This is a genomic window from Roseibium sp. JB4-4 (assembly GCF_055693425.1).
On the sequence record NZ_CM146333.1, the window covers coordinates 1,981,973 to 2,004,727 of the forward strand.

Below are 22,755 nucleotides of genomic sequence, written 5' to 3' on the forward strand. Positions count from 1 at the left end.
TCAGGACAGCTCGATGTCCAACCCGAGGTCGAGGACCGGTGCTGAATGTGTGATCCAGCCTGAAGAAATCAAGTCGACACCGCTTTCTGCGACCGCCCTGACCGTGTCGAGTTCTATGCCGCCAGATGCTTCCAAAAGCACCTTGCCGTTTGCGATTCCGACGGCTTTTTCAAGCGTTTCGGGCGGCATGTTGTCGAGCATGACGACATCCGGCGCTGCAGCGAGGGCCTCTTCAAGCTGTTCCAGCGTATCGACTTCCACCTCGATTTTGACAAGGTGCCCGGCAAAGGCCTTGGCTGCTTTGATGGCGTTTGTCACCCCACCGGCAACCGCAATGTGGTTGTCCTTGATCAATACGGCATCATCCAAACCAAAACGGTGGTTGGCACCCCCGCCGCATTTGACCGCGTATTTTTCGAAGGCGCGTAGACCCGGCGTGGTCTTTCGTGTGCAAACAATATCGGCTTTCGTATGGGTGATCTGATCGGCAAACAAGGATGTTGCCGTTGCGATTCCTGACATATGCCCGAGGAAATTCAAGGCAACCCGTTCCGCGGCAAGCAGCCCCCGTGCGGGTCCTTCAATGCGCGCAACGATGTCTCCCGGAGCCAGCCGATCGCCGTCATTGCGGGCAATTTCAAACTGCAACGCTGCATCGGTTTGCCGAAACGCACTTTCTGAACATCCAACGCCTGCAAGCACACCTGGCTTTCGCGCTGCTATCACCGCGCGGGCTGTCGAGGTGGATGGCAGCGTCGCTTGACTGGTGACATCACCCGCCCTGCCCCAGTCTTCAAGCAGTGCGGATTTGACCGCCTCATCGATCATGAGACGCGGGAGTTCAGGCAGTGTGGCGCGAGACATGCGCTCCTCCGGTCAAACAGTTTCCAGAGCTTCGGCGGTCAAGGTCTCGACCTCGCTCAATGTGGTATAAGAGCGCTGGGCAAGATCCGGATTTTCCTGAGGGAAATCCTTGCGGAAATGGCCTCCCCGGCTCTCTTCCCGTTTCAGCGCCGCAGCCGCAATAATCTTTCCGGCGACCATCATGTTCCTGATCGATTGACGTACGCAGATCTTCTCGGCACGCACAATATCACTCAAGGCTTCTTTCAAGCTGCCGGCATCGCGAAGGACCCCGACATTCTTGGACAAGGTCGTTCGCAGAACGGTGATGGCGTCGCGTTCTTCAACGTTGCGCTGACTGGGAAGACCAGGAGCGTCGTCCATTTCGTTCCAATAAGCGCTTCGAGGCGTCGGCATCAATCCCTGGATGTCTTCTGCAATCCTGGCGGCGAACACCACGGCCTCGAGCAGAGAATTGGAAGCAAGACGATTGGCGCCGTGAGCACCGGTTGAGGCCACCTCACCGGCCGCCCACAGACCGTCAAGCGATGTCCGCCCATTTGCGTCTGTCAGGACGCCACCCATGTGATAGTGCTCCGCCGGCGCAACGGGTAGCAAATCTTTTGACGGGTCGATGCCGGCGGCCGCAGCCGCCTTGAAAACCGTTGGAAACTCTTCCTGAAACTTTGCACCGATCGCCTCGCGGCAGTCGAGAAACGCGCCTCGCCCAGCCGAAACTTCCTCATGGATTGCCCGGGCAACAATGTCGCGAGGGGCAAGTTCCAGGTTAGGGTGGACCTTTTCCATGAAACGCTCACCGGCCTTGTTCACAAGAATAGCGCCTTCTCCACGAAGGGCCTCCGTGGCAAGAGGGGCAGGATCTTTGCCGACATCAAGAGCAGTGGGGTGGAACTGAACGAATTCAGCGTCTGCAATAACGGCTCCAGCTCTTGCTGCCATCGCAAGTCCGTGCCCATTGGCCTCGTAAGGGTTTGTGGTCAGGCCGAACAGGTGACCGACCCCACCGGAGGCTAGCACCACCGCTTTGGCCGGGAAAGCCAAACGCTCAATGCCGCCGCGCCGACGTGCCAGGACACCGGTCACATAACGACCTTTGCCCAGAAAACTCTCGCCGATATAGCCTTCAAGAATACGGATGGACGGCGTCTTGCGTACGGCTGAAATGAGCGCATCCATGATTGCTCGGCCGGCCATATCCCCGCGAACCCGAACAACCCTGCTGTGGGAATGGGCCGCTTCGCGCGAAAACTTCAAACGTCCTTCCAAGTCCTTGTCGAATGGCACGCCATAGGAGAGCAGATCGTGGATACGGTCGCTGCCTTCACGGGTCATCTGTTCGACGATTTTCTCCTCGCAAATGCCGCAACCGGCCGCCAGCGTATCGTCGCGATGCTCTTCAACCGAATCCGGTTCTGATATTGCCGCGGCAATGCCACCCTGCGCCCAGGCAGACGAAGCGCCTTGCCCGATGGGGGCATTGGTGATGACGGTTACCGGGCGCGGGCTGAGTTTCAACGCACAAAACAAACCGGCTAGGCCGCCGCCGAGAATGACGACATCATCGACATCCTTGCCAATATAGGCAGGTGCAAAATCCTCAACCGACACTTCCATGGGAACTTCCTGGAACAAATTGGGCATGGCCCGAAAAGCTTCGGATCGGCCGTCGCTTGTTACGCCGGCCGATCCTGAGCAGAACGCTTTATGCGGTTTAGACCGAAGCGGGTCAGATTTTCAAGTTGATCATCCGCTCAACCGCAACCCGCGCTCTTTCCGCAATTGCCGGATCCACAACGACTTCTTCCTTCATCTCAAGCAAAGACTCCAGGATCTTGTCCAAAGTGATCCGTTTCATGTGTGGGCACAGGTTGCACGGGCGAATGAAATCCACATCGGGCGTTTCGCTGGCAACATTATCGGCCATGGAACACTCGGTGATCATCATGACCTTTTCCGGTTGCCTGGTTTTCACCCAGTCGATCATATGTGCCGTGGAACCTGCAAAATCGGCCTCGGCAACAACCTCCGGCGGGCATTCCGGGTGCGCGATGATCTTCACACCCGGCTCGATCTTGCGGTAGTCGCGCAGTTCCTCGGCAGTGAAGCGTTCATGGACTTCACAAGCGCCGTCCCAGATGAGGACTTCCACATCGGTCTTGTTACCGACATTGGCCGCCAGGTATTTGTCCGGGATCAGAAAAACCTTGTCGACACCAAAACTCTCGACGACCTGCAGTGCGTTGGAGGATGTGCAGCAAATGTCGCATTCGGCTTTCACGTCTGCGGACGTGTTCACGTAAGTGATGATCGGCACACCTGGATTTCGTTCCCGAAGCGCGCGCACATCCGCGCCGGTGATGGATTCGGCAAGCGAACAGCCGGCACGCATGTCCGGGATCAGTACGGTCTTTTCCGGGCTGAGGATCTTGGAAGTCTCGGCCATGAAATGCACACCGCATTGAACGATCACATCGGCGTCCGTCCGGGTTGCCTCGATCGCCAGCTGCAGGCTGTCACCCACAATGTCCGCGACCCCGTGAAAGATATCAGGCGTCATGTAGTTGTGTGCGAGAATGACGGCGTTGCGCTGCTTCTTAAGCTGATTGATCGCATGAATTGTCGGAGCCAGGGCCGGCCACTCAATGGCCGGGATGATGTGCTTGACTTTTTCATAGATCGGCGCGGTCGCTTCCGCGACTTCAGGTGTATAGCTCAAATCAGGGCGTTCGATCTTCCCGAAACGCTCCAATGCCGTCGTTCCATTTGCGATCGGTGTTCCGACCGGTGCAGATGTCTGGGCGATGGTCATGGCGACCTCCCTAATGCGCGGGTCTTGCATAAGCACTTTGCCCGCCTTCTATTATACTCAATATGAGCATATATCTCGCAAAAGAAAACGGGCACGGTGACCCTTACCCTTTTGCTCTTTCGGAGTTTATATAGGCCTGTTTTACTCTCAAATCCATCGTTTTTCCTCAAAAACCGGAACTAAATTTCATTCTTGTTAGATTTCAGAGCGTTATCAACAATTCTCCCGCTGCGACAAGTAGCCAGCTAAACACCTGACAGCCAAGTTGTATCCGTTTCAGAACACATTCGGCTCATTGATCAACCTATCAAAAATACGCGTTTTGCGATGACCAACCCCTCACTTATCCTATCGTAAACTCACGATATGAGGTGTCCATGTCTGCCACATCCAGCTTGCCCCGATCGGGTCCCAATATTCCCCTGATCATTGCCTGCGGTTGCCTGATTGCCCTGCTTTCCTTTGGTCCGCGTTCGGCCATGGGGCTCTTTTTCCAACCCATGACGGAAGCACGCGACTGGAGCAGGGAAATTTTTGCCCTGGCCATTGCAATTCAAAACCTCATGTGGGGCATCGCTCAACCGGTCGCGGGAATGGTATCCGATCGGTTTGGCACCTGGAAGACGATGGCATTCGGCTCACTGCTCTATGCCAGCGGATTGCTTATGATGATAGATGCTGAAAGCGCAGTCGCCCTTCATGTTTCTGCTGGTGTCCTGATCGGCCTTGGAATTGCGTTTTCGTCTTTCTCCCTTGTCCTGGCCGCATTTGGACGCGCGGTGTTACCCGAACAAAGATCTCTCGCATTCGGAATTGGAACGGCTTCCGGCTCGCTTGGACAGTTTCTGTTCGCACCTCTTGGAGGGGCGCTCATCGCAAATATCGGCTGGCAACAGACATTGCTTGTCTTCGCAGGCCTGGTTGCGCTTGTCCCGCTGCTGGCCATTGCCTTACGCGGCAAGTCAGATCCGCCACAAGAACAAAACCCGGCGAGTGATCAGAAGCTGAGCGCCGCGGTTGCCGAAGCATTCCGAACCCGCGGTTTCATCTTGTTGACCATCGGCTTCTTTGTTTGCGGCTTCCACGTTGCCTTCATCACCGTGCACCTGCCTCCCTATATTGCCGACCTTGGCCTGGATCCGGCGTGGGGCGCGACGGCCATTGCGTTGATTGGACTGTGCAACATCGTAGGGTCTTTGGCGGCCGGGTACATTGGCGGACGCTATTCGAAGCCGATCTTTCTATCGCTGATCTATATCGGTCGTTCCATTGCGATTTTCACTTTCATCATGCTGCCGATCACACCGTTTTCGGTTTTGGTCTTTGCGGGCGTCATGGGGCTGCTGTGGCTTTCAACGATCCCGCCGACATCCGGGCTGGTAGCCGTGATGTTCGGTCCCCGTTACATGGCGACCTTGTTCGGTTTTGTCTTCCTGTCTCACCAGATTGGCTCATTCCTGGGGGTTTGGCTGGGCGGCAAACTCTATGATGAGACTGGCTCATATGATGCAATCTGGTGGTGCGGTATCGCACTGGGTATTTTTGCGGCCATCGTCCATTGGCCCATCGAAGAAAAACCGGTGCAGCGTCTGGCACAGGAAGCCGCAGAATGAAAAAAGGCGGGCCTCGGCCCGCCTTTTCCAACAAAGGTATCGGAGATTTTATCCAGTTACTTTCGAAAAATCCGCGACAACGTGTGTCGCGTCCCTGATCTCGGCGAGCAACTGCAAACGGTTGGTTCTCAAGACCTGATCTTCCGCATTGACCAGAATATCCTCAAAGAACCTGTCTACCGGTGCGCGCAGCCGTGAAAGCGCTTCCATGGCACCTTCGAAATCCTCGTGTGCGACAGCTTCCGCCGCATCGGCGCGGGCCGTGTCGATGGCAGCAGCCAGGTCGATCTCGGCCTGCTCCTGAAGATGATCGGCATGAGGCTTTCCGGTAACCGGTGTTCCGTCCTTCTTCTCTTCCGCACGCAGAATGTTTACCGCGCGCTTATACCCGGCAAGCAGGTTGGTACCATCGTCGGATGAAATGAACTTACCCAGCGCGTCGACACGTTTTACCACCATCAGAAGATCGTCCCGGCCTTCCAACGCGAAAACCGCGTCGATCAAGTCATGTCGGGCCCCTTCGTCTTTCAAGTGAACTTTCAGTCTGTCGCCGAGAAACGCCAGCAGATCTTCCGTCATACCGTCAGGATCGCTGATCGGGACAGAATTCAAGCCAGCCGCTGACAGGATTGCTTCGCCAAGTCTGACACGAATACCATTCTCCAGCACAATTCTGATCACGCCAAGGGCGGCGCGCCGAAGTGCATAGGGATCCTTGGATCCGGTTGGCTTCTCATCGATCGCCCAGAAGCCGGCGAGCAGGTCGAGCTTTTCCGCCAGAGCGACAGCAATCGCCACCGGGTCCGTCGGCACTGTGTCGCTTGGACCCTGCGGCTTGTAGTGTTCCTCGATTGCCGCAGCGACCGATGCGTCCTCACCTTGCGCCTCCGCGTAGTAGCGCCCCATCAGACCTTGCAGCTCCGGAAACTCGAACACCATTTGCGAAACGAGATCGGCCTTCGCCAGTTCCGCACCCCGCCTTGCTTTGGCGTCGTCGGCGCCGACAATCGGTGCGAGTTGAGACGACAAAATCATCAGTCGATTGACCCGGTCTCCAACGCTGCCCAGCTTTTCGTGAAACTTGACTTCACCCAACTTCGGCAAATTATCCGAGAGCTTGGATTTCAAGTCCGTCTCCCAGAAGAACCTGGCATCCGACAAACGGGCCCGGATGACCTTTTCATTGCCCGCAACAATCAGTTTGCCGCCATCTTCCGCGACAATGTTGGAGACCAGAACAAATTGGTTCGCCAGTCGCCCCGTTCCCGGGTCCTTCATGACAAAGCACTTCTGGTTCACCTTGATCGTAAGCTGGATACACTCATCTGGGATTTCCAGAAATGCTTCATCGAAACTACCCGTCAAAACAACGGGCCACTCAACAAGCCCCGCGACTTCCTCTAGAAGTCCAGGATCTTCGACAAGATCAAGTCCCAGCGCCAGTGCCCGGTCCTTGGCATCGTTGAGAATAATTTCTTTGCGGCGGTCTGCCTCCAGAACCACTTTGTGCTTGTCAAGGCCGGTCGCATAGTCGTCGAACCTACGCACATCGAACGACCTGTCAGCCAGAAAACGATGGCCACGTGTGGTCTGACCTGACCGAATGCCGTCAAATTCAAAGCGAACGACATCCGGTTCTTCCGTTTCGGGACCAAATGTTGCAACGATCGAATGTAAAGGCCGGACCCAACGTGTCGGCCTAGTTCCCCAGCGCATGGATTTTGGCCACGGGAAATTTCTCAAGAGACCCGGCATGAATTCGCCAATGATATCGAGCGCGGTCCGGCCTGGTTTTTCAATGACGGCGACGTAAAAGTCGCCTTTCTTCGGGTCGTTATGAATTGAAGCTTGATCAATTGAAGACAGTCCTGCTCCGCGCAGGAAACCTTCCAATGCCTTTTCCGGTGCCCCGACGCGCGGACCCTTGCGTTCTTCACGCGTCGCCTTTGATCCGACCGGCACACCGGCCACATGCAATGCCAGGCGGCGTGGCGTCGAAAATGCCTTGGCGCCTTCATAGGGCAGACCGGCCTCCACCAGAGCGTTGGTCACAAGGGATTTCAGGTCTTCAGCCGCCTTACGCTGCATACGGGCTGGGATTTCTTCGCTGAAAAGCTCAAGCAGAAGATCGGGCATGGAATTTCGGACCTTTGGCATTGGTGAGACATCACCGGACATGTGTGAGCGTCCGTTAGCAAGACAGCAGCCTCTTGTCACCCCTTTTCCCGGCAAACGTATCCTAAGTACTTCTGACGAGCATTGGGTGTTTCCAGACAAATGCTTCATTCTTCTTCAAGAAATGCATGTGAAACTCGAGCTACATTAAATAATTTGATGTATTGAGGCTCCTCAAGTGATAAAACGAGAAGTTGCGAACAACCGTTACCTGGCACGATCAATGGTTGTATTACTTGCACTTGTACTTGCGAGTTTTATTTCCTTGCAAATTTTTCCTGATATTTTTTTCAATCTGGAAACAAACAACGATCAATTTCTCCTCAAGATCATCACCAGTTCCCTGTTGGCCGTCGCCTTTGTCGGACTTGCCGTTGGAACCTGGGCAACGCGCCGTCTGCGCAAAGAACTGAAAGCACGTTCCTCCGCACATAGTGAAGCCCTGGCTCTGGCGCAGCACGATCCCCTTACAGGGCTTCCCAACCGCCGCAGGTTGCTGGAGGCTTTCAGCGACCTCAGCAGAGACCTTAAACCGGACAGTTTCCGCGCGATCATGATGCTTGATCTGGATGGATTCAAACCGATCAACGATGTCTATGGTCATGCATTCGGCGACACGCTGTTGCGCAGCTTTGCGGACCGGCTGGCCGAAACGCTCGGCAAGGATGGGATTGTAGCCCGTATCGGCGGCGATGAGTTTGCAATTGTTTCGCCTGTCTTCAAGGACAAGTCGGAAGCAGCAGGCTTTGCCCGCCGGCTCCTGACGCGCATCAACGACCGGTTTGAATTCGGTGAACGACAGATTTCAATAGGGTCCGGCATCGGCATTGCACTTTATCCGCATGACGGGCACGCCATCACGGAATTGTTGCGCAGGGCCGACATCGCGCTCTACAGGGCCAAGTCCTCGGGCCGTTCGACCTATCGTTTCTTCGAAGTCGACATGGATGCATCCATCCTTCATCGGACACTCCTGGAACAGCGCTTGCGCAAGGCAATCGCCGACAAGGAAGTCAAAGTCCACTATCAGCCTATTCTGGAAATGACATCTGGTCGTATCGCAGGCTTTGAAGCCCTTGCCAGATGGACAGATGCGGACTTCGGACAAGTTCCGCCTCTGCAATTCATTCCTATTGCTGAAGACTGCGGAATCATCTCGGAGCTGACACAGCACTTGCTTGCTGAAGCCTGCAGTGTCGCAAAGACCTGGCCGGAAGACCTTTACCTGTCTTTCAACCTCTCTCCCGTGCAACTGCAAGACCCGGCCTTGCCAGACCAGATCCATTCGATCCTCCAGGCCTCGGATTATCCTCCCAAGAGCCTCGTTCTGGAAATCACGGAAACGTCCTTGGTGAAAAATCCTGAGTCTGCAAAGCGGATACTTGGAGAACTGACCGAGACCGGTGTCTCCATCGCCCTGGATGATTTTGGGGCCGGGCACTCCAGTCTGAGTTATTTGCGTGACTTCCCAATCCAGAAGGTGAAGATCGACAAGTCCTTCACGGAAAGGATGCTCGTCGACAAGCAGTGTGCGGCAATCGTTGAGGCAATCCTCGTGCTGTCAAAAGGGCTCGATATCGATGCGGTCGCCGAGGGCGTAGAGGAAAATGACGTCCACGAAGCCCTCAATTCCAATGGCTGTCACTATGGCCAGGGGTTTCTTTATGCAGCTGCAGTAACCGCCGAAAACGCTGCTTCGCTATTGGAATCACAGACCGATGGACGGTTGCCCTTCACCAGCAAAACAAGTGCGGCTTGAATCCAACTCCCTTTGACGCCTCAATGCACAGCCACCTCGGCGATCATCCGCCAAGAAACAGGATGATAATCGCCGCATTCGCAAGATCGACGAAGAAAGCCGACACAAGAGGCAAGATCAAGAACGCCTGTGTGGCCGGGCCATAGCGTTTGGTTACAGCTGTCATGTTGGCAATCGCCGTTGGAGTTGCGCCGAGGGCAAATCCGGCAAATCCTGCCCCCAGTACGGCTGCATTGTAGTTCCGCCCCATCATCGGATAGACCACCAGAACGATGAAGAGAGCAGCCACCACAATTTGCGTCGCGAGGATAAGCATCATGGGCCCGGCGAGACCTGCAATCGTCCAGAGCTGTAAACTCATGAGCGACATGGTCAGGAATATGCCCAGCGCTAGGTCCGAAAGGACGGCCAGCGACTGACTTCTGGCTGGCCAGGTCATTTTCTTGAATACCAATGGAACGGTGTTGGAAAGAACGATGCCGCAAAAAAGACAGCAAACAAAAATCGGCAAATCGAGACCGATCCCGGTCACCAGTGCCTCCTGAAGACCAACACCCAAGGCAATGGCGATATTCAGGACAAGCAATGAGCGCATAAGTCCGGTGTGAGTAACCTGCGCAACGGCTTCCCGCTCGGTTTCAATGCCGATCATCGGTGCTTCTTCCGGCCGGTCCGGATCTGGCTTTGCACCTTTTCGTTCAATCAGATAATTGCCGACCGGACCACCGAGCAAACTCGCTGCAATGAGACCGAGCGTAGCTGTCGCTGCACCTATTTCAACGGCGCCGACAACGCCATAGTCTTCAACCAGTTTCGGCCCCCAGGCGATGGCTGTGCCGTGACCTCCGACAAGCGAGATCGTTCCGCCAAGCAGCCCAAACCCGGTTGGCAGCCCGAGTGCGGCTGCAATCCCGGTCCCCACGGCATTTTGGAGCAACATGTAGCCGACGGTCAGGCAGAGCAAAATCAACAGCGGCTTGCCGCCTTTGGCCAGATCGGCAAATCGAGCATTCAGGCCAATTGCAGTGAAGAAGACAAACAGCAGATAATCTCTGGATTGCAGCGAAAACCCGATTGCCTTGTCGAAGGCGAGATAGACAATCAACGCCAATGCGGCGACCAGAAGTCCTCCAGAGACGGGTTCCGGTATGTTGTAGTGGCGCAGGAACGGGATTTTCTTGTTCAGTCTGACACCCAGGAAATAGACCAGGATAGCCAGATTGAAACTTACGAATTCGTCGAATGACAGTGCGTCGCCAGTCATTGCATTCCCTGCACAGCTAGTAGACCTGACGGCCCGAGATGTAATTTCATTCAAACCTCTGCGGAGGTGAAGTCAAGTTTGGCTACCAGCCACCGCCGCCGCCGCCGCCGCCACCGCCGCCAGACGACCCACCGGACGAACCGGAGCTCGACGAAGAAGGGGCAGGCAATGAGGACTGGAAGGACCCTGCCATTGCGCTTGCGGTAGCTCCGACGCTTCTAGAGATATCATGGGCGTCAAAGGATCTGCCGGAATACCAGTGAGGGTTATAGGACGCGGAAGTTGCTGAACCGGCGGCACTCGAAAGCCAGCGTTCAAACGCCTCGGCCCAGGGTTTTTCAACGTCCAGAGCAACTGCGTAGGGTAAGAGCGCTTCAAAGTGCACCGTGCTCATGTCCGGAACGCCTGACATGTTGAGGCGGTCTTTTTCAGCAACCGTCAGATAGAGCCGCAAGCCTTCAATTTCATCCAGCATGGAACGACCTTGCCGCGTTGGCGCACCGATTATGGAAAAGAAAAGAATATTTCCTGAAATCAAGAGTGCGACGACGACGGGAACGGCCTGCATGGTACCCAATGCGCCGGTCACAAGACCCGCCAAAAGCGATGCGCCCAATAGAGCCACGCCCAATATCGCGAAGGTGAGCATCAATCTCCAGATCAGCCGAGCCCCCTCCAAGACAAGAAGACCGATGACCGCGGCAAACGCCGTGGCAAATACGGAGAAGAAAAGGAGCATAATAAGGAATTCCCTTTCGTTCTCTGCAACCGGAACAAACACAAACAGGCCTGCAATGGTGAGAAGGCTCAAAAGAACACCGGGAAAAAGATAGCCACCATTATTCCTGAAGTAGACGTTGTGGTTCTCGGAGACGATAGCATTTGTAAATGTGCTGCCCAGCAACTGGATCGATTTGCCATTCCGCTCATTCAGCGCGAGTGGCGCGTCTCTGCGATGCAGCCATTTTTCAAGAGCAGCTTCCCCCTTTGGCAGTCCTTCGCCCGGCTTTCGGCCGTCCGGTCCCTCCGATATCAGAGAGATCGTCATGTCACCGTCGCTATCATCAAGCCGCAAACGCTTTTTCACAGCCAAGTTGAGACAGGCTGCAGACAGCGCCACCCAACCACCACCGAGACCACGCTTATAGACATATCTCATAAGTGCTGGAGACATTCCTGCCGGTGGCTTGAACCTGGGAAAGATAACGCCCTTAGCCGGGTCACGCCCAGCCCTGAACCAAGCCCAAAGGTAATAGATCCACACCAGAAATACGCCCGCACCGCCGATCAGCTCGGTCCTGAAGTCGCCGGCAATCTGCAGCAGTTTCCGGGTTCCGGTTGGTTGCGCTATAGACCCGACCGGCATGGTCACCACGACCGTCAGCCCTTCTTCAGGTGAAAGCGGGGCCGTCGTGCTGAAAACTATCTCATGGCCATTATCGCCTGGCTGTGCCGAATAGTCCTGTCCGGTTGCTCCGAAGAAACCGGTATACCCGGTCCAGTCGGTGGCCCTGACCCCTTCCGGCAAAACGACGCGTGCCGATGCCTCGTCAATTGGAAATGCCCATTCATTGCCGGTAACGTTCCAATAGAGCTCATCATGAGATGAGAAAAAGCGTATCTGCCGGTCGGTTTCGTACTGGATCGTATAGGTGTAGGTTCCAGGCCTTAGCAGGATGCTCTCTTCACCGATATAGATCCGGACCCCGGCTCCATTCTCCTTGGTAAAATGCGCTGCTGAACGTCCATCCTGCATAACGGAAAGCAGCTTGAAACCGACCCTGTAGCTGCGCCCTCCTGCGCTCTTGGCAGTCAGTGGGATGTCCCGGAAAATGCCGCGCTTGATCTGATCACCTTCCGCCCGAACCGTAATCGTTTCAGTCACGGTCAAGGTGCCGCTCGCTGCAACTTCTATGTCTGAGACATAATTCAGGATTCTTTCGTCCGCACCGGCACTCGCCATTGCAACAAGAAGCCCGACCCATGCAAGACCGGTAGCAATAAGGCTCTTCATCATCCTGTCCACGGTTCAGAAAGAAACCTTGGGAACCGCGCGTTCGGCGTCATCTTCGATCTCAAAATATTCAGCCTTGTCGAACTTGAATTGGCTGGCGATCAGGTTCGACGGGAAGCTTTCAACAGCGACATTCAATCCTCTGACCGCGCCGTTGTAATACCGGCGTGCCATTTGGATGGCATTCTCGATCTCATCCAGTGACTGATGCAAATCAGTGAAGTTCTGGCTCGCCTTCAGGTCAGGATAGGCTTCCGCAACAGCAAACAATCGCCCCAACGCTTTCGAAAGCTCGCCTTCCGCCTTTGCCCGGCCTGCTATGTTGCCCGCCGGAATTGAACTTATGCTCGTGCGCAATTGCGTCACGGTGTCGAGCGTTTCCTGTTCGTGGGATGCGTAGCCTTTGACCGTCTCAATAAGGTTTGGAATAAGATTGCTGCGGCGCTTGAGCTGGACTTCGATACCACTCCAGCCTTCCTCTACCATCTGACGCTTTTTCACGAGCGCGTTGTGGAGAAAGATGACAAGTACAGACAGCGCGATCAAAAGCGCCAGGAAAAACCAGGCCATATTCAAAACCTCCTAAAAAGTCTCGCGGAGGCTATCCGTTGCGACACGGATTGTCATCACGCAGAGTGAATGGACAGGGATGCAGCCGATGCATTCTGTTGCCAGCAAGAAGCCTCAATTCGGCATCGGCATATATCAATTGCCAACGAGCTGGCCAGAACGCGTGATCATTCGTCCACCCGCTCCGAAATCCCTGTCTTGCAGACGCAGAGAAATATTACTCAGCAGCCTGATTGTGATAGCCGACGCCACCGGCTTCTGTTTCCAGGAAGGCAGCACCGCATGCCTTGGCCAACTCGCGAACGCGCAAGATGTAACTTTGGCGCTCTGTTACGGAAATAACACCACGTGCGTCCAGAAGATTGAAGGCATGACTTGCCTTGATGCACTGATCATAGGCCGGTAGCACGACCTGATGAACATTGGCTCCAGCCACTTCACGGGCCTTCGCGCCCGCGTCGAGCAGCGACCGGCACTCCGTTTCCGCGTCCTTGAAGTGCCTAAACAACATTTCCGTATCAGCGTGTTCAAAATTATGCCGGGAATATTCCTGTTCCGCCTGCAGGAAGACATCCCCGTAGGTGACTTTTTGGTCGCCTTCCATGCCGTTGTAGTTCAGCTCGTAGACGTTATCGACGCCCTGGATATACATTGCGAGACGCTCAAGACCATAGGTCAGCTCCCCGGAAACAGGCGAGCATTCAAAACCGGCGACCTGTTGGAAATACGTGAATTGCGAGACTTCCATGCCGTCGCACCAGCATTCCCAACCAAGACCCCAAGCGCCCAATGTCGGGCTTTCCCAGTCGTCCTCGACAAAGCGAATGTCATGTATCTTGGGATCCAGCCCGATCGCATAAAGCGAGTCCAGGTATAGCTGCTGCAGATTGTCGGGAGACGGTTTGAGGATAACCTGGAATTGGTAATAGTGTTGCAGCCTGTTCGGGTTTTCTCCGTAACGACCGTCGGTTGGCCGGCGCGAAGGCTGCACATAGGCAGCTTTCCAGGGCCGTGGTCCAAGCGAACGCAAAGTGGTTGCCGGATGAAAAGTTCCCGCGCCGACTTCCATGTCATAGGGCTGCAGAACCACGCAGCCCTGGTCTGCCCAAAAGCGCTGCAAAGTCAGGATCAGGCCTTGAAAGGAATTTTCCGGGCGCATGTGCGCCGGCACGGTTTCTGTCGACATGGATATTCATTCCGCAAGAGGCTTTTGGCGGCAGGACATCCCGCCGATGCGGTGCGAGAGGTGCCACGATGTGACCTCTAGGTCAAGGTGAGTGCAACACAGCTGTTATGGAGCAACAGGCCGCTCCTCCCTTACCAGGGGTTGACGGTTCCCGGCGGACAAACTACCAACGGGTCCGGCTCCAGGCGCCAGCTGCTCGCGGACTAAATGTCTTGGTGAAGATCTGGAACAGACGACTTTCGTTCCTCCACGCGTTTCGTGAAGGCGGCAATGCGAGCCCCCTCTCCCGTGAAACGCCAGATTTTGGAGAACGGAATGTCGACCGACATGTCCCAGACCAATGCGTTTACGCAAGGGCCCCTTGTCCCCACTCTTTTGAAAACTGCTTTACCAATCGTTCTGGTCATGAGCACAAACGGGCTTTTGACCGTTGCCGATGCGATGTTTCTTGGCCACTTTGTCGGACCGGAAGCGCTTAGTGCCGTTACTTTGATGTTTCCGGCCTACATGCTGCTCGTCGCAGCAGCGACGCTCATTTCAGGCGGAATGTCGAGTGTCCTCGCCCGCGCGCTCGGGGGTGAGCAAATACGTCTCGCCCAAGGCGTTTTTGTTGGCGCCCACGGTCTTTCGCTGCTTGCGGGCGCGACGGCGCTCCTCCTTTTCACAATGATCGGGTACCCGCTCATTCTCAAAGCGGCGGAAGGATCTGAGCCGATAGCCCGGATGGCCCATATTTATCTCGCGATTACAATATGGACCTCGCCTCTCCTGTTTGTACTGTCTGTGCAGTCAGATGCCCTGAGGTGCGAAGGCTATGTCATTCAAATGGCAGGCGTCAGTCTCTTTGTTTCGCTGTCCAATATCGCGTTCAATTTTCTGCTGGTCGCCATATTGGACTTTGGCGTTGCCGGAACGGCGTGTGGAACAGCGATCGCGCAAGTTTTGGCGTTTGTCTTCGTGATTGGCTTTCGCATGCGCACCAACAGCATTTTGAAACCTCAGGTTCTTCGCAGTCATTCGTTGACTGCACACTGGGTTTCAATTCTCAAACTCGGCGCTCCGCAAAGCCTCAACTTTGCAGGAATTGCCCTCGGATCGGCTGCAACCTTTGCTTCCCTTCAGCATTTCGGGTCGGCGGGTTACGAAGCCACTGTCGCCGCATTCGGTCTCATGACCCGCATCATGACGTTTGTGTTCTTGCCTCTTCTGGGGTTGACCCAAGCGCTGCAAGCCATGATCGGCAACAACTATGGTGCTGGAAAGTGGCAGCGGTCGGACAACACACTGCGTCTGGGGCTCATGATTGCGTTCTTCTATTGCCTTAGTGCCCAGGTCTTGCTGACACTTTTTGCCCGCCAAATAGGTTTCTTGTTTGTCGAGGATGCGAGGATCGTTGGCGAGTTGGACAGGATCATGCCGATCAACATCGCGATGATGCTGGTAACAGGGCCATTCTTCGTTATTGCGACCTATTTCCAGGCACTCGGCGATGCTGGACGCGCAGCATTGATCAGCCTGATCAAGCCCTACTTTTTCTTTCTGCCGCTGTTGTTCGTGTTACCTCAGTATTTCGGAGAAATCGGCATCTGGCTCGCCGGTCCTGCAGCCGAATGTCTGCTGCTTTTGCTGACGGTAGCCGTTCTTTGGTCAACTGCCAGAACAAACTCCACGCGCTGGGGATTGTTTGTCGCTTCGGCAGCAAAATAACGTCAAGACCAATTGTAGGCGGGGTATTTCGCTCCGCCTGCTTTCTCTAATTGCTGGGCCGGTACTTTCCGCTCACCGGGTCGCGCACCAGCTTGGTACCACGTCCATTCGGATCTGCGTTGGCAGCAGCTTTGGAGATCCGATTTTCAACTTCGGCCATCTTGCGCTTGACCCGTTGAACAATCCAGTAGCCGCCAACGGCCAAAGCTGCCACTCCAATCAATTCCGTCATCTTCTGTTCCCCTTCTTGCCCGGAAGATCACACTTGTATTGTGCCTTTTTAAAGGCCGTAGCGCATCCAGAGCGCTCGTTCCTCAACGGCGGAAATAAGGTCCTGTCCGAGCCCTTCCGTCAAAGATTTACCTGACAGGGCGACACCCAGTCCGGCTTTCCTTCCGAACAGTCCTCGCGGTGCTGCCACGAGTTTCGGCTCGGTCTTGTCGCCATACCGGTCCCTGATAACGCTGCGCAAATCGCCAATTCCATCGACCAGGCCAAGTTCGACCGCTTTGCGCCCTGTCCAGAATTTGCCGCTGAACAGATCCGGATCGTCTGTCAGAATATCCCCCCGGCGCGACTTGACGATGTCGATGAAGGTGTCATGGATTTCCTGTTGCAGTGTCTTCAGATATTCGATGTCCTCAGGCACTTCAGGTTGGAAGGGATCGAGCGTGACCTTCTTTTCCCCGGCTGTGTAAACCCGGCGGTCAACTCCCACTTTCTTGATCAATTCCGTAAAGCCGAAGCCGGCAGCGACGACGCCAATCGAGCCGACGATTGAAGAGGGGTCGACAAAGATTTCATCGCCGGCCAGTGAAATCATGTACCCGCCGCTGGCGGCAACATCCTCGACAAAAACCAGAACGTCCTTTTCATTTTCCTTCGCAAGATCGCGAATGCGCTTGAAAATCAGCCTTGATTGAACCGGAGATCCGCCAGGCGAATTCACAATTATGGCAACCGCAGGCGCTTTCTTGAACGAAAAGGCTTTTTCCAGCGGCAATGCGGTTGTCGCGAGAGAAAGGCCAGTGCGCATCGGGCTGTTCATTCCGATGGCCCCTTGAAGGCGGACGACCGGAACAACCAGCTTTTCGTTTCGGAAACGTTTGGGGAGATAGCGGCGAAGAGAAGAAAGCACGCGCAATTGGTCCTGACAGAGTTCACAAACTCCTCCCGATATATGTATCGGGAACTGACTTTCAAAGGTTGTGATGCCGGGAAAATCAGCCGGACAGTATCAGCTTAGGCTCATGCACCGAATGCACTGATCTTCTTTTTCCGAACCGGTTTCGGTTTCGGCTCGGCTTTTTCTTCCTGAAGTTTTCGGATCAGCTCATTCGGCTCAGGGGCCGGTTCAGTGGCAAATGGCCAGCTGAGTTGAACCCCCGCCTGCCCGTTCTTGTGCCACACTATCCGTCCCGCTACCGGCAAATCCAGACCGGGTATGGATATGTCGATGTTGTCGGGCAGACGGGTGAGATGTTCCCCTTCCAGGCGGCAGCCGGACCGGCTGGCATCGACAATCCGGCACTTCATTGAAACAGGGTTGGACTTGCCGCAAACTATGGCGGTGATCCAGACCGGACGACGGATTTCGCGGCGCTTGTCATCTGAGGCAGGTTTGTTGACCTCAAACGAGATCTGCGCTTCGTTGTCGCCATAGGCGATAACCGCACCATGCAACAGCTTGTCAAAACCGTCGATGCGAAGCCCGACCTCTTCTTTAAGAAGGTCAACCTTATCTGAAACGATCCAACAACCGGTGTCCGTCAACTCGCGAGCAGCAACTTCGAAACAAGACATATCTGCAAGATCGACGACGAGCGCAGACATGCCTTCCGCAGCATTCGTCGCAATGGCCAAATGGTTCAATTTATCCCCCGCAATATTGACAGGGATATTACAAATCGAAGCTGAATTCCGAGTTAACGCAAGGAGATAACACACTCTTTCAAGCCTGATCTGAGCTTGGTGCTTTCGGTTCAAGCGCAGCGTTTCAGATATAGCCGGCCCACCGCAATTCCCCTTTGTTCAGCAAGCGACTGCGGGACGAAAAAAACCTCAGTCAGGTCCCTTCCGGCGCTTGACCCCAAAACCACTTGAGTTGCTCTTGGCTTTGTCCTTAACACCCGCTTTTCCAGCGAGATCCGGCGGCTTGATACGCGTTTCTGTGTTGTCACCGTCATTGGCGAATTGCCAAGTGAGCTTCACGCCGGCAAAGCTGGAATTTCGCCAAACAATTTCGCCTTTGACGGGCATATCGAGGCCGGCAATCTGCAGCTTGATGTTTTCTGGGAGAACTTCGAGACCTGTGCTCGACAATCGGCATCCGGATTTGCTGGCGTCGACGATGTCACATCTGACGCCATCATCAGACTTATGACCGCTGACCCAAGCAGGAATGGATACCGACTTGCGCGGCTCCCTGCGTTTCTCCACCTGGCTCTTGTCTTCAACCTTGAAGGATACATAAACGCTGCCGTCTTCGACTTTCTCGACGCGGCCTTTGATCATCTGCTCCATGTCGGCAAGGCGAATTCCAACCAATTGACCGATCTCGGTCAGCTTGCCCGAGCGGATCTCGCAACCGGACTTGTTGAACTTCGACGCGGTGGTTTCCTCACATGCGAGCGTGCCGAAATCGAGAACAAGAACCGGCTGACCTGTGACTTCAGGACCGTCTTTGACTGTCTCAGACAACGTGCCCTCCCTAGTCCTGGCGCACGAGCATGCCGCGCGCGGGCGGAAGAGTTTCAAGCGTCAAATATTAGGTCACATCCGATTTAACAGGACCTAAATATTTTCGCGGACTGGACAGTTAAACTTGGCAAATTGCGACGAAATACGAATCCCTACAGAGATTCCTTCAAGACGATTTCAAATTGATCCGTTCAACCAACTTTTAACTAGAAGAATTGCCTAGGGAATAACGCACTCAAATTTGAATTTTGACTTTATTTTTTCAGGCTCTGACTGATCGCCAAAAAATCCCGCCAAGAAAGACGCTTCTCAAGGGGACTGCGAAGCAGATATGCCGGATGATAAGTCGCTATCGCGGCAATTTCCTTGCCGCTTCCGGGATAAGCCATCCAACGGCCACGCATCTTGCGAATACCCTCCTGAACGCCAAGCAAGGTCTTGGCTGAGGCCGCTCCGAGGAACACGAGCACATCCGGGTTCACAAGTTCAATCTGCCGCTTGATAAACGGTTTGCAGATCTCGGTTTCCTGAGGTGTGGGCGTCCGGTTTCCAGGTGGGCGCCAGGGCACTACATTGGCGATATAGGTTGACGATCGCTCCATGCCGATCGCGTCAAGCATGCGATCAAGGAGCTGTCCAGACCGGCCCACAAAAGGCTTGCCCTGCAAATCCTCATCCCGTCCAGGTGCTTCACCGACGAACATAAGCCTCGCCTCAGGGTGACCATCGGCAAACACAAGGGTCTTGGCTGTCAGTTTCAAATTGCACCCGTCAAAGGCTTCCAGACAGGCCCGCAACTCCTCAAGCGATGTCGCGGATGCTGCGATATCCCTGGCTGCCGCAATAATTTGAGCATCAGGCAGCACAGCACTCGGCTGCTCACCTCGCGTCGCCGCCGGTGCGGCTGGAGTTGCTGGCGGCTGGGCGGGACGTGCGTCCCTCGGTCGTTCCGGAGCGACCAGGGTGGGCGCAACACTTGGCGGACCTGCGACCGTTTTCTTTTGACGAAACTGCTCCGCCTGCTTGTTGGTCAACTCATACCAGTCAAGTGGCTTGTCACCCATGAAACAGTCCACACCGGCGCTGGAATAGAAATCCAGCAGAGCTTCCAGGTGAGACATGTCGATTGGGTTTTGCTGCACTACCATTACCTCCGGCGGACGAGTTTAATCAGCTAATGCAATAGAACAAGAGAGCTCCTCGCCACAACGAGGGCCGATCATCGTTATCCAACGGGTATGCACAATCTCAGGCCAAATTTGTTTATTACGTTTACGTAAACGTAATTTTCCACTCTTGACGCCCAGACCCCGCTTTGGTCTATCTGAACCTCAAATGGTGAGAACTGAACTCAAATTGCCTCTTAAAGACAAAAATTGTCGTGTTTTGCGCTGCAAAATGAGGCAAAAGGGCGATATGGGCGAAGCCGTGCCCCTTTTGGGCGGAGGGAGAAAAAGATGAGCGAACAAGACGCGCTTGGCGAACGCGAGAGCATGGATGTCGATGTCGTGATTGTGGGTGCAGGCCCTGCAGGTCTTGCAGCTGCAATCAGGCTGAAACAGCTCGCCAACGAAAAAGGCGAGGAACTAAGTGTCGTGGTCCTGGAAAAGGGATCGGAAGTCGGCGCTCATATTTTGTCGGGCGCTGTGATCGACCCAGTCGCGCTGGACCAGCTTCTTCCGGAGTGGCGGGACGAGGACACGCCGATAAAAACGCCCGTCACCGCAGACCACTTTCTGGTGCTCGGACCGGCCGGTTCGATGCGTTTGCCAAATATGTTCATGCCCAAACTCATGGGCAACCATGGCAATTACATTGTTTCGCTTGGCAATGTCTGCCGCTGGCTTGCCGAGAAAGCGGAAGCTCTTGGCGTGGAGATTTACCCCGGATTTGCCGCCGCGGAGCTGCTTTACGACGAGAGCGGAAACGTTGTCGGTGTTGCCACTGGTGACATGGGTATTGGCCGCGACGGAAAACCGAATGCCATGTTCACCCGCGGCATGGAACTCAGAGGCAAATACACGCTGATCGGTGAAGGTGCGCGCGGATCGCTTGCCAAACAACTGATTGAGAAATTCGATCTCGACCGGGAGAGCGACGTCGCGAAATTCGGTATCGGCATCAAGGAACTATGGCAGGTTGACCCTTCGAAGCATCGACCAGGCCTGGTTCAGCACTCGTTTGGGTGGCCGCTGGACGGCAAGACCGGTGGTGGCTCGTTCCTCTATCATCTGGAAGACAACCAGGTGGCGGTCGGCTTTGTGGTTCATCTCAACTACGAAAATCCATGGCTCTCGCCGTTCGACGAATTCCAGCGTTTCAAAACGCACCCAGCCATTTGCGATACTTTCGAAGGCGGCAAGCGCATTTCCTATGGCGCACGCGCGATCACGGAAGGCGGCTTTCAGTCCGTGCCGAAGATGTCGTTTCCAGGAGGCCTGCTAATGGGATGCTCGGCCGGCCTCGTCAACGTGCCCAGGATCAAGGGCTCACACAACGCGATGCTGTCTGGAATGCTGGCGGCGGAAGAAGTGATGTCGGCCATCGGGCGCGGGGAAGCTCATTCGGAACTGACGAATTACGATGCGGCATGGCGCAACAGCCCGATTGGCGACGACCTGAAAAAGGTACGTAATGCAAAGCCACTTTGGTCAAAGTTCGGCACCTGGCTTGGCATTGGCCTTGGTGGCCTGGACATGTGGACCAACGAGTTGTTCGGTTTCTCGTTCTTCGGAACAATGAAACACGGCAAAAAAGACTCCGAGACACTGAAACCGGCCAAAGACTGCAAGAAGATCGACTATCCGAAGCCAGACGGCGTAGTTTCCTTCGACAAGCTTTCGTCTGTGTTCCTGTCCAATACCAACCACGAAGAAGATCAGCCGATTCACCTGAAGGTGAAGGACGACGTCCTCCAGAAGTCTTCCGAGCATGACATCTTTGAAGGGCCCTCCAACCGTTACTGTCCGGCCGGCGTTTATGAATGGGTGGAAGAAGGTGAAGACGCTCCGCGATTCCAGATCAATTCGCAGAACTGCGTTCACTGCAAGACCTGCGATATCAAGGATCCGAACGGCAATATCACCTGGACCGTACCGGAAGGAGCTGGCGGGCCCAATTACCCGAACATGTAGGTGTGATTTCCGATGACCAAGTTTGAGCCACGGCAAGTCCGTGGCTTTTCTATTTTCGAAGACCCTTTTCCCAAAAACAAAACAGCACCGGAAAGACGTCTTTCCGGTGCTGCAGTCTTGCGGCCGATGGGTCGTATCAAGCCGGTATCAGTGGGGGTCCGGCTTGTTGCGGTTGTCCATTGCGTAACGCTGAGGAGCGGAAAGCCCACTCCTTCGCATGTCACGCAAACGCCCGCGCCACAAGGTCTTCGCCAGCGTTCATGACGACAGGCGATTATGTCGTGAGGTCGAAGGTCCAGATGGAGCCAACGTGCACAATATCCCAGATTTTGTCTGGATTATTTGGGTTTGGCCGAATAATTAAATTCGATTAACCAAACCTCATTGGCCGCTGATGTAGCTTCACGTTACGGAAACGTCAACCGGAAATTTCACGGGATAAAAACTAATTATAACCCCAGAAAGTCTCTTTATACCAATTGGTCAAATTTTACCCCTGACCAAGTGTGAGATGACCTCCTGCTTCTCTGCATCTGAAGCTCCCGGCGAAAAGCTGCCGTAAAGGTTACTTGGCACTATTTACAGTACGCACAACTGTTTTTCCCTTTAATTTACAATCACATAGAGAAATGCATGTCGCATGTTTTGCCCATAAATTTTTTTATATCACAATAGATTACAGAAATACTAAGTGCAATTCTTTGAATTTACAGCACTTATTCAATGTAGAAACGCTCGCAAGTCGCCTGCTTGCGCGGCGCACTTCACCACAATGACGCCCATCTGCACGATAACTATTTGTTTTTATTTATCTTTATACTTATCCACACCCAGAGGCATCGTGGAATAGTTATGATTGCGCAGTAGGGATGGTTAATTTAGTTTTACTTTTAACGGGGCTAATTTGATTTGTAATAACGTTCAAAGCGTTACCAGCAATCTCCTCGCGGTGTTCCCGCG

General features: G+C 54.5%; 17 protein-coding genes. 4 read left to right on the forward strand and 13 right to left on the reverse strand.

Annotation, left to right across the window (positions count from 1 at the left end):
- The 3 genes from nadC to nadA form a co-directional block, all read right to left on the reverse strand.
- Positions 1-864 carry a carboxylating nicotinate-nucleotide diphosphorylase gene (gene nadC, locus ACZ1HV_RS09100; RefSeq protein ID WP_298983527.1) on the reverse strand — a complete coding sequence of 288 codons (864 nt, stop codon included), beginning with the start codon at positions 862-864 and terminating at the stop codon, positions 1-3.
- 12 nt (positions 865-876) lie between these two features.
- Positions 877-2,478, reverse strand: coding sequence for an L-aspartate oxidase (locus tag ACZ1HV_RS09105; protein WP_472718420.1), 1,602 nt, complete (start codon positions 2,476-2,478; stop codon positions 877-879).
- 112 nt (positions 2,479-2,590) lie between these two features.
- Entirely contained in the window at positions 2,591-3,673 is a 1,083-nt protein-coding gene (gene nadA, locus ACZ1HV_RS09110) for a quinolinate synthase NadA (RefSeq protein ID WP_298813761.1), read from the reverse strand.
- A 377-nt stretch (positions 3,674-4,050) separates the two neighbouring features.
- Here nadA and ACZ1HV_RS09115 point away from each other — a divergent pair, with 377 nt between their 5' ends.
- The gene (locus ACZ1HV_RS09115) at positions 4,051-5,286 is read left to right on the forward strand and encodes an MFS transporter (RefSeq protein WP_472717889.1); all 1,236 of its coding nucleotides are present in this window, start codon (positions 4,051-4,053) and stop codon (positions 5,284-5,286) included.
- Between the two features lie 48 nt (positions 5,287-5,334).
- Here ACZ1HV_RS09115 and glyS read toward each other — a convergent pair whose 3' ends face one another.
- Complete coding sequence (gene glyS, locus ACZ1HV_RS09120; RefSeq protein ID WP_472718421.1) at positions 5,335-7,422, reverse strand: glycine--tRNA ligase subunit beta; 2,088 nt, start codon at positions 7,420-7,422, stop codon at positions 5,335-5,337.
- A gap of 262 nt (positions 7,423-7,684) precedes the next feature.
- Between glyS and ACZ1HV_RS09125 the strand changes: the two genes are divergently transcribed.
- The gene (locus ACZ1HV_RS09125) at positions 7,685-9,220 is read left to right on the forward strand and encodes a putative bifunctional diguanylate cyclase/phosphodiesterase (RefSeq protein ID WP_298958895.1); all 1,536 of its coding nucleotides are present in this window, start codon (positions 7,685-7,687) and stop codon (positions 9,218-9,220) included.
- 43 nt (positions 9,221-9,263) lie between these two features.
- Here the strand turns inward: ACZ1HV_RS09125 and gltS are convergent, their stop codons facing one another.
- The 4 genes from gltS to ACZ1HV_RS09145 all read right to left on the reverse strand — a co-directional run bounded on the left by gltS (position 9,264) and on the right by ACZ1HV_RS09145 (position 14,227).
- Entirely contained in the window at positions 9,264-10,484 is a 1,221-nt protein-coding gene (gene gltS / locus ACZ1HV_RS09130; RefSeq protein WP_298958893.1) for a sodium/glutamate symporter, read from the reverse strand.
- 82 nt (positions 10,485-10,566) lie between these two features.
- Entirely contained in the window at positions 10,567-12,498 is a 1,932-nt protein-coding gene (locus tag ACZ1HV_RS09135; RefSeq protein WP_472717890.1) for a DUF2207 domain-containing protein, read from the reverse strand.
- Between the two features lie 15 nt (positions 12,499-12,513).
- A complete protein-coding gene (locus ACZ1HV_RS09140) occupies positions 12,514-13,068 on the reverse strand; it encodes a LemA family protein (protein WP_472717891.1) in 555 nt (184 codons plus the stop codon).
- A gap of 217 nt (positions 13,069-13,285) precedes the next feature.
- Positions 13,286-14,227, reverse strand: a complete 942-nt coding sequence (locus ACZ1HV_RS09145) for a glycine--tRNA ligase subunit alpha (protein WP_472718422.1) — start codon at positions 14,225-14,227, stop codon at positions 13,286-13,288.
- A gap of 342 nt (positions 14,228-14,569) precedes the next feature.
- Here ACZ1HV_RS09145 and ACZ1HV_RS09150 point away from each other — a divergent pair, with 342 nt between their 5' ends.
- Entirely contained in the window at positions 14,570-15,961 is a 1,392-nt protein-coding gene (locus ACZ1HV_RS09150; RefSeq protein ID WP_472717892.1) for an MATE family efflux transporter, read from the forward strand.
- A gap of 46 nt (positions 15,962-16,007) precedes the next feature.
- Here ACZ1HV_RS09150 and ACZ1HV_RS09155 read toward each other — a convergent pair whose 3' ends face one another.
- The 5 genes from ACZ1HV_RS09155 to ACZ1HV_RS09175 form a co-directional block, all read right to left on the reverse strand.
- Entirely contained in the window at positions 16,008-16,193 is a 186-nt protein-coding gene (locus tag ACZ1HV_RS09155; RefSeq protein ID WP_472717893.1) for a hypothetical protein, read from the reverse strand.
- Between the two features lie 48 nt (positions 16,194-16,241).
- Positions 16,242-17,099: a S49 family peptidase gene (locus tag ACZ1HV_RS09160; protein WP_298813777.1), complete on the reverse strand. Its 858-nt coding sequence runs from the start codon at positions 17,097-17,099 to the stop codon at positions 16,242-16,244.
- A 110-nt stretch (positions 17,100-17,209) separates the two neighbouring features.
- Entirely contained in the window at positions 17,210-17,833 is a 624-nt protein-coding gene (locus ACZ1HV_RS09165) for a PilZ domain-containing protein (protein ID WP_472717894.1), read from the reverse strand.
- A gap of 189 nt (positions 17,834-18,022) precedes the next feature.
- Entirely contained in the window at positions 18,023-18,661 is a 639-nt protein-coding gene (locus tag ACZ1HV_RS09170) for a PilZ domain-containing protein (protein ID WP_298813781.1), read from the reverse strand.
- Positions 18,662-18,915: 254 nt separating this feature from the next.
- Positions 18,916-19,809: a uracil-DNA glycosylase gene (locus ACZ1HV_RS09175; protein ID WP_298813782.1), complete on the reverse strand. Its 894-nt coding sequence runs from the start codon at positions 19,807-19,809 to the stop codon at positions 18,916-18,918.
- Between the two features lie 309 nt (positions 19,810-20,118).
- On the opposite strand from ACZ1HV_RS09175, the gene ACZ1HV_RS09180 reads away from it, so the two are divergent.
- A complete protein-coding gene (locus ACZ1HV_RS09180; RefSeq protein ID WP_472717895.1) occupies positions 20,119-21,795 on the forward strand; it encodes an electron transfer flavoprotein-ubiquinone oxidoreductase in 1,677 nt (558 codons plus the stop codon).
- The last annotated feature ends 960 nt before the right edge of the window (positions 21,796-22,755 follow it).

What these genes read in the sequence shown, in the direction of transcription:
- nadC (WP_298983527.1), bottom strand. Translation starts at nt 864, where the DNA reads ATGTCTCGCGCCACACTGCCTGAACTCCCGCGTCTCATGATCGATGAG.
- ACZ1HV_RS09105 (WP_472718420.1), bottom strand. Translation starts at nt 2,478, where the DNA reads ATGGAAGTGTCGGTTGAGGATTTTGCACCTGCCTATATTGGCAAGGAT.
- nadA (WP_298813761.1), bottom strand. Translation starts at nt 3,673, where the DNA reads ATGACCATCGCCCAGACATCTGCACCGGTCGGAACACCGATCGCAAAT.
- ACZ1HV_RS09115 (WP_472717889.1), top strand. Translation starts at nt 4,051, where the DNA reads ATGTCTGCCACATCCAGCTTGCCCCGATCGGGTCCCAATATTCCCCTG.
- glyS (WP_472718421.1), bottom strand. Translation starts at nt 7,422, where the DNA reads ATGCCCGATCTTCTGCTTGAGCTTTTCAGCGAAGAAATCCCAGCCCGT.
- ACZ1HV_RS09125 (WP_298958895.1), top strand. Translation starts at nt 7,685, where the DNA reads ATGGTTGTATTACTTGCACTTGTACTTGCGAGTTTTATTTCCTTGCAA.
- gltS (WP_298958893.1), bottom strand. Translation starts at nt 10,484, where the DNA reads ATGACTGGCGACGCACTGTCATTCGACGAATTCGTAAGTTTCAATCTG.
- ACZ1HV_RS09135 (WP_472717890.1), bottom strand. Translation starts at nt 12,498, where the DNA reads ATGAAGAGCCTTATTGCTACCGGTCTTGCATGGGTCGGGCTTCTTGTT.
- ACZ1HV_RS09140 (WP_472717891.1), bottom strand. Translation starts at nt 13,068, where the DNA reads ATGGCCTGGTTTTTCCTGGCGCTTTTGATCGCGCTGTCTGTACTTGTC.
- ACZ1HV_RS09145 (WP_472718422.1), bottom strand. Translation starts at nt 14,227, where the DNA reads ATGCGCCCGGAAAATTCCTTTCAAGGCCTGATCCTGACTTTGCAGCGC.
- ACZ1HV_RS09150 (WP_472717892.1), top strand. Translation starts at nt 14,570, where the DNA reads ATGTCGACCGACATGTCCCAGACCAATGCGTTTACGCAAGGGCCCCTT.
- ACZ1HV_RS09155 (WP_472717893.1), bottom strand. Translation starts at nt 16,193, where the DNA reads ATGACGGAATTGATTGGAGTGGCAGCTTTGGCCGTTGGCGGCTACTGG.
- ACZ1HV_RS09175 (WP_298813782.1), bottom strand. Translation starts at nt 19,809, where the DNA reads ATGGTAGTGCAGCAAAACCCAATCGACATGTCTCACCTGGAAGCTCTG.
- ACZ1HV_RS09180 (WP_472717895.1), top strand. Translation starts at nt 20,119, where the DNA reads ATGAGCGAACAAGACGCGCTTGGCGAACGCGAGAGCATGGATGTCGAT.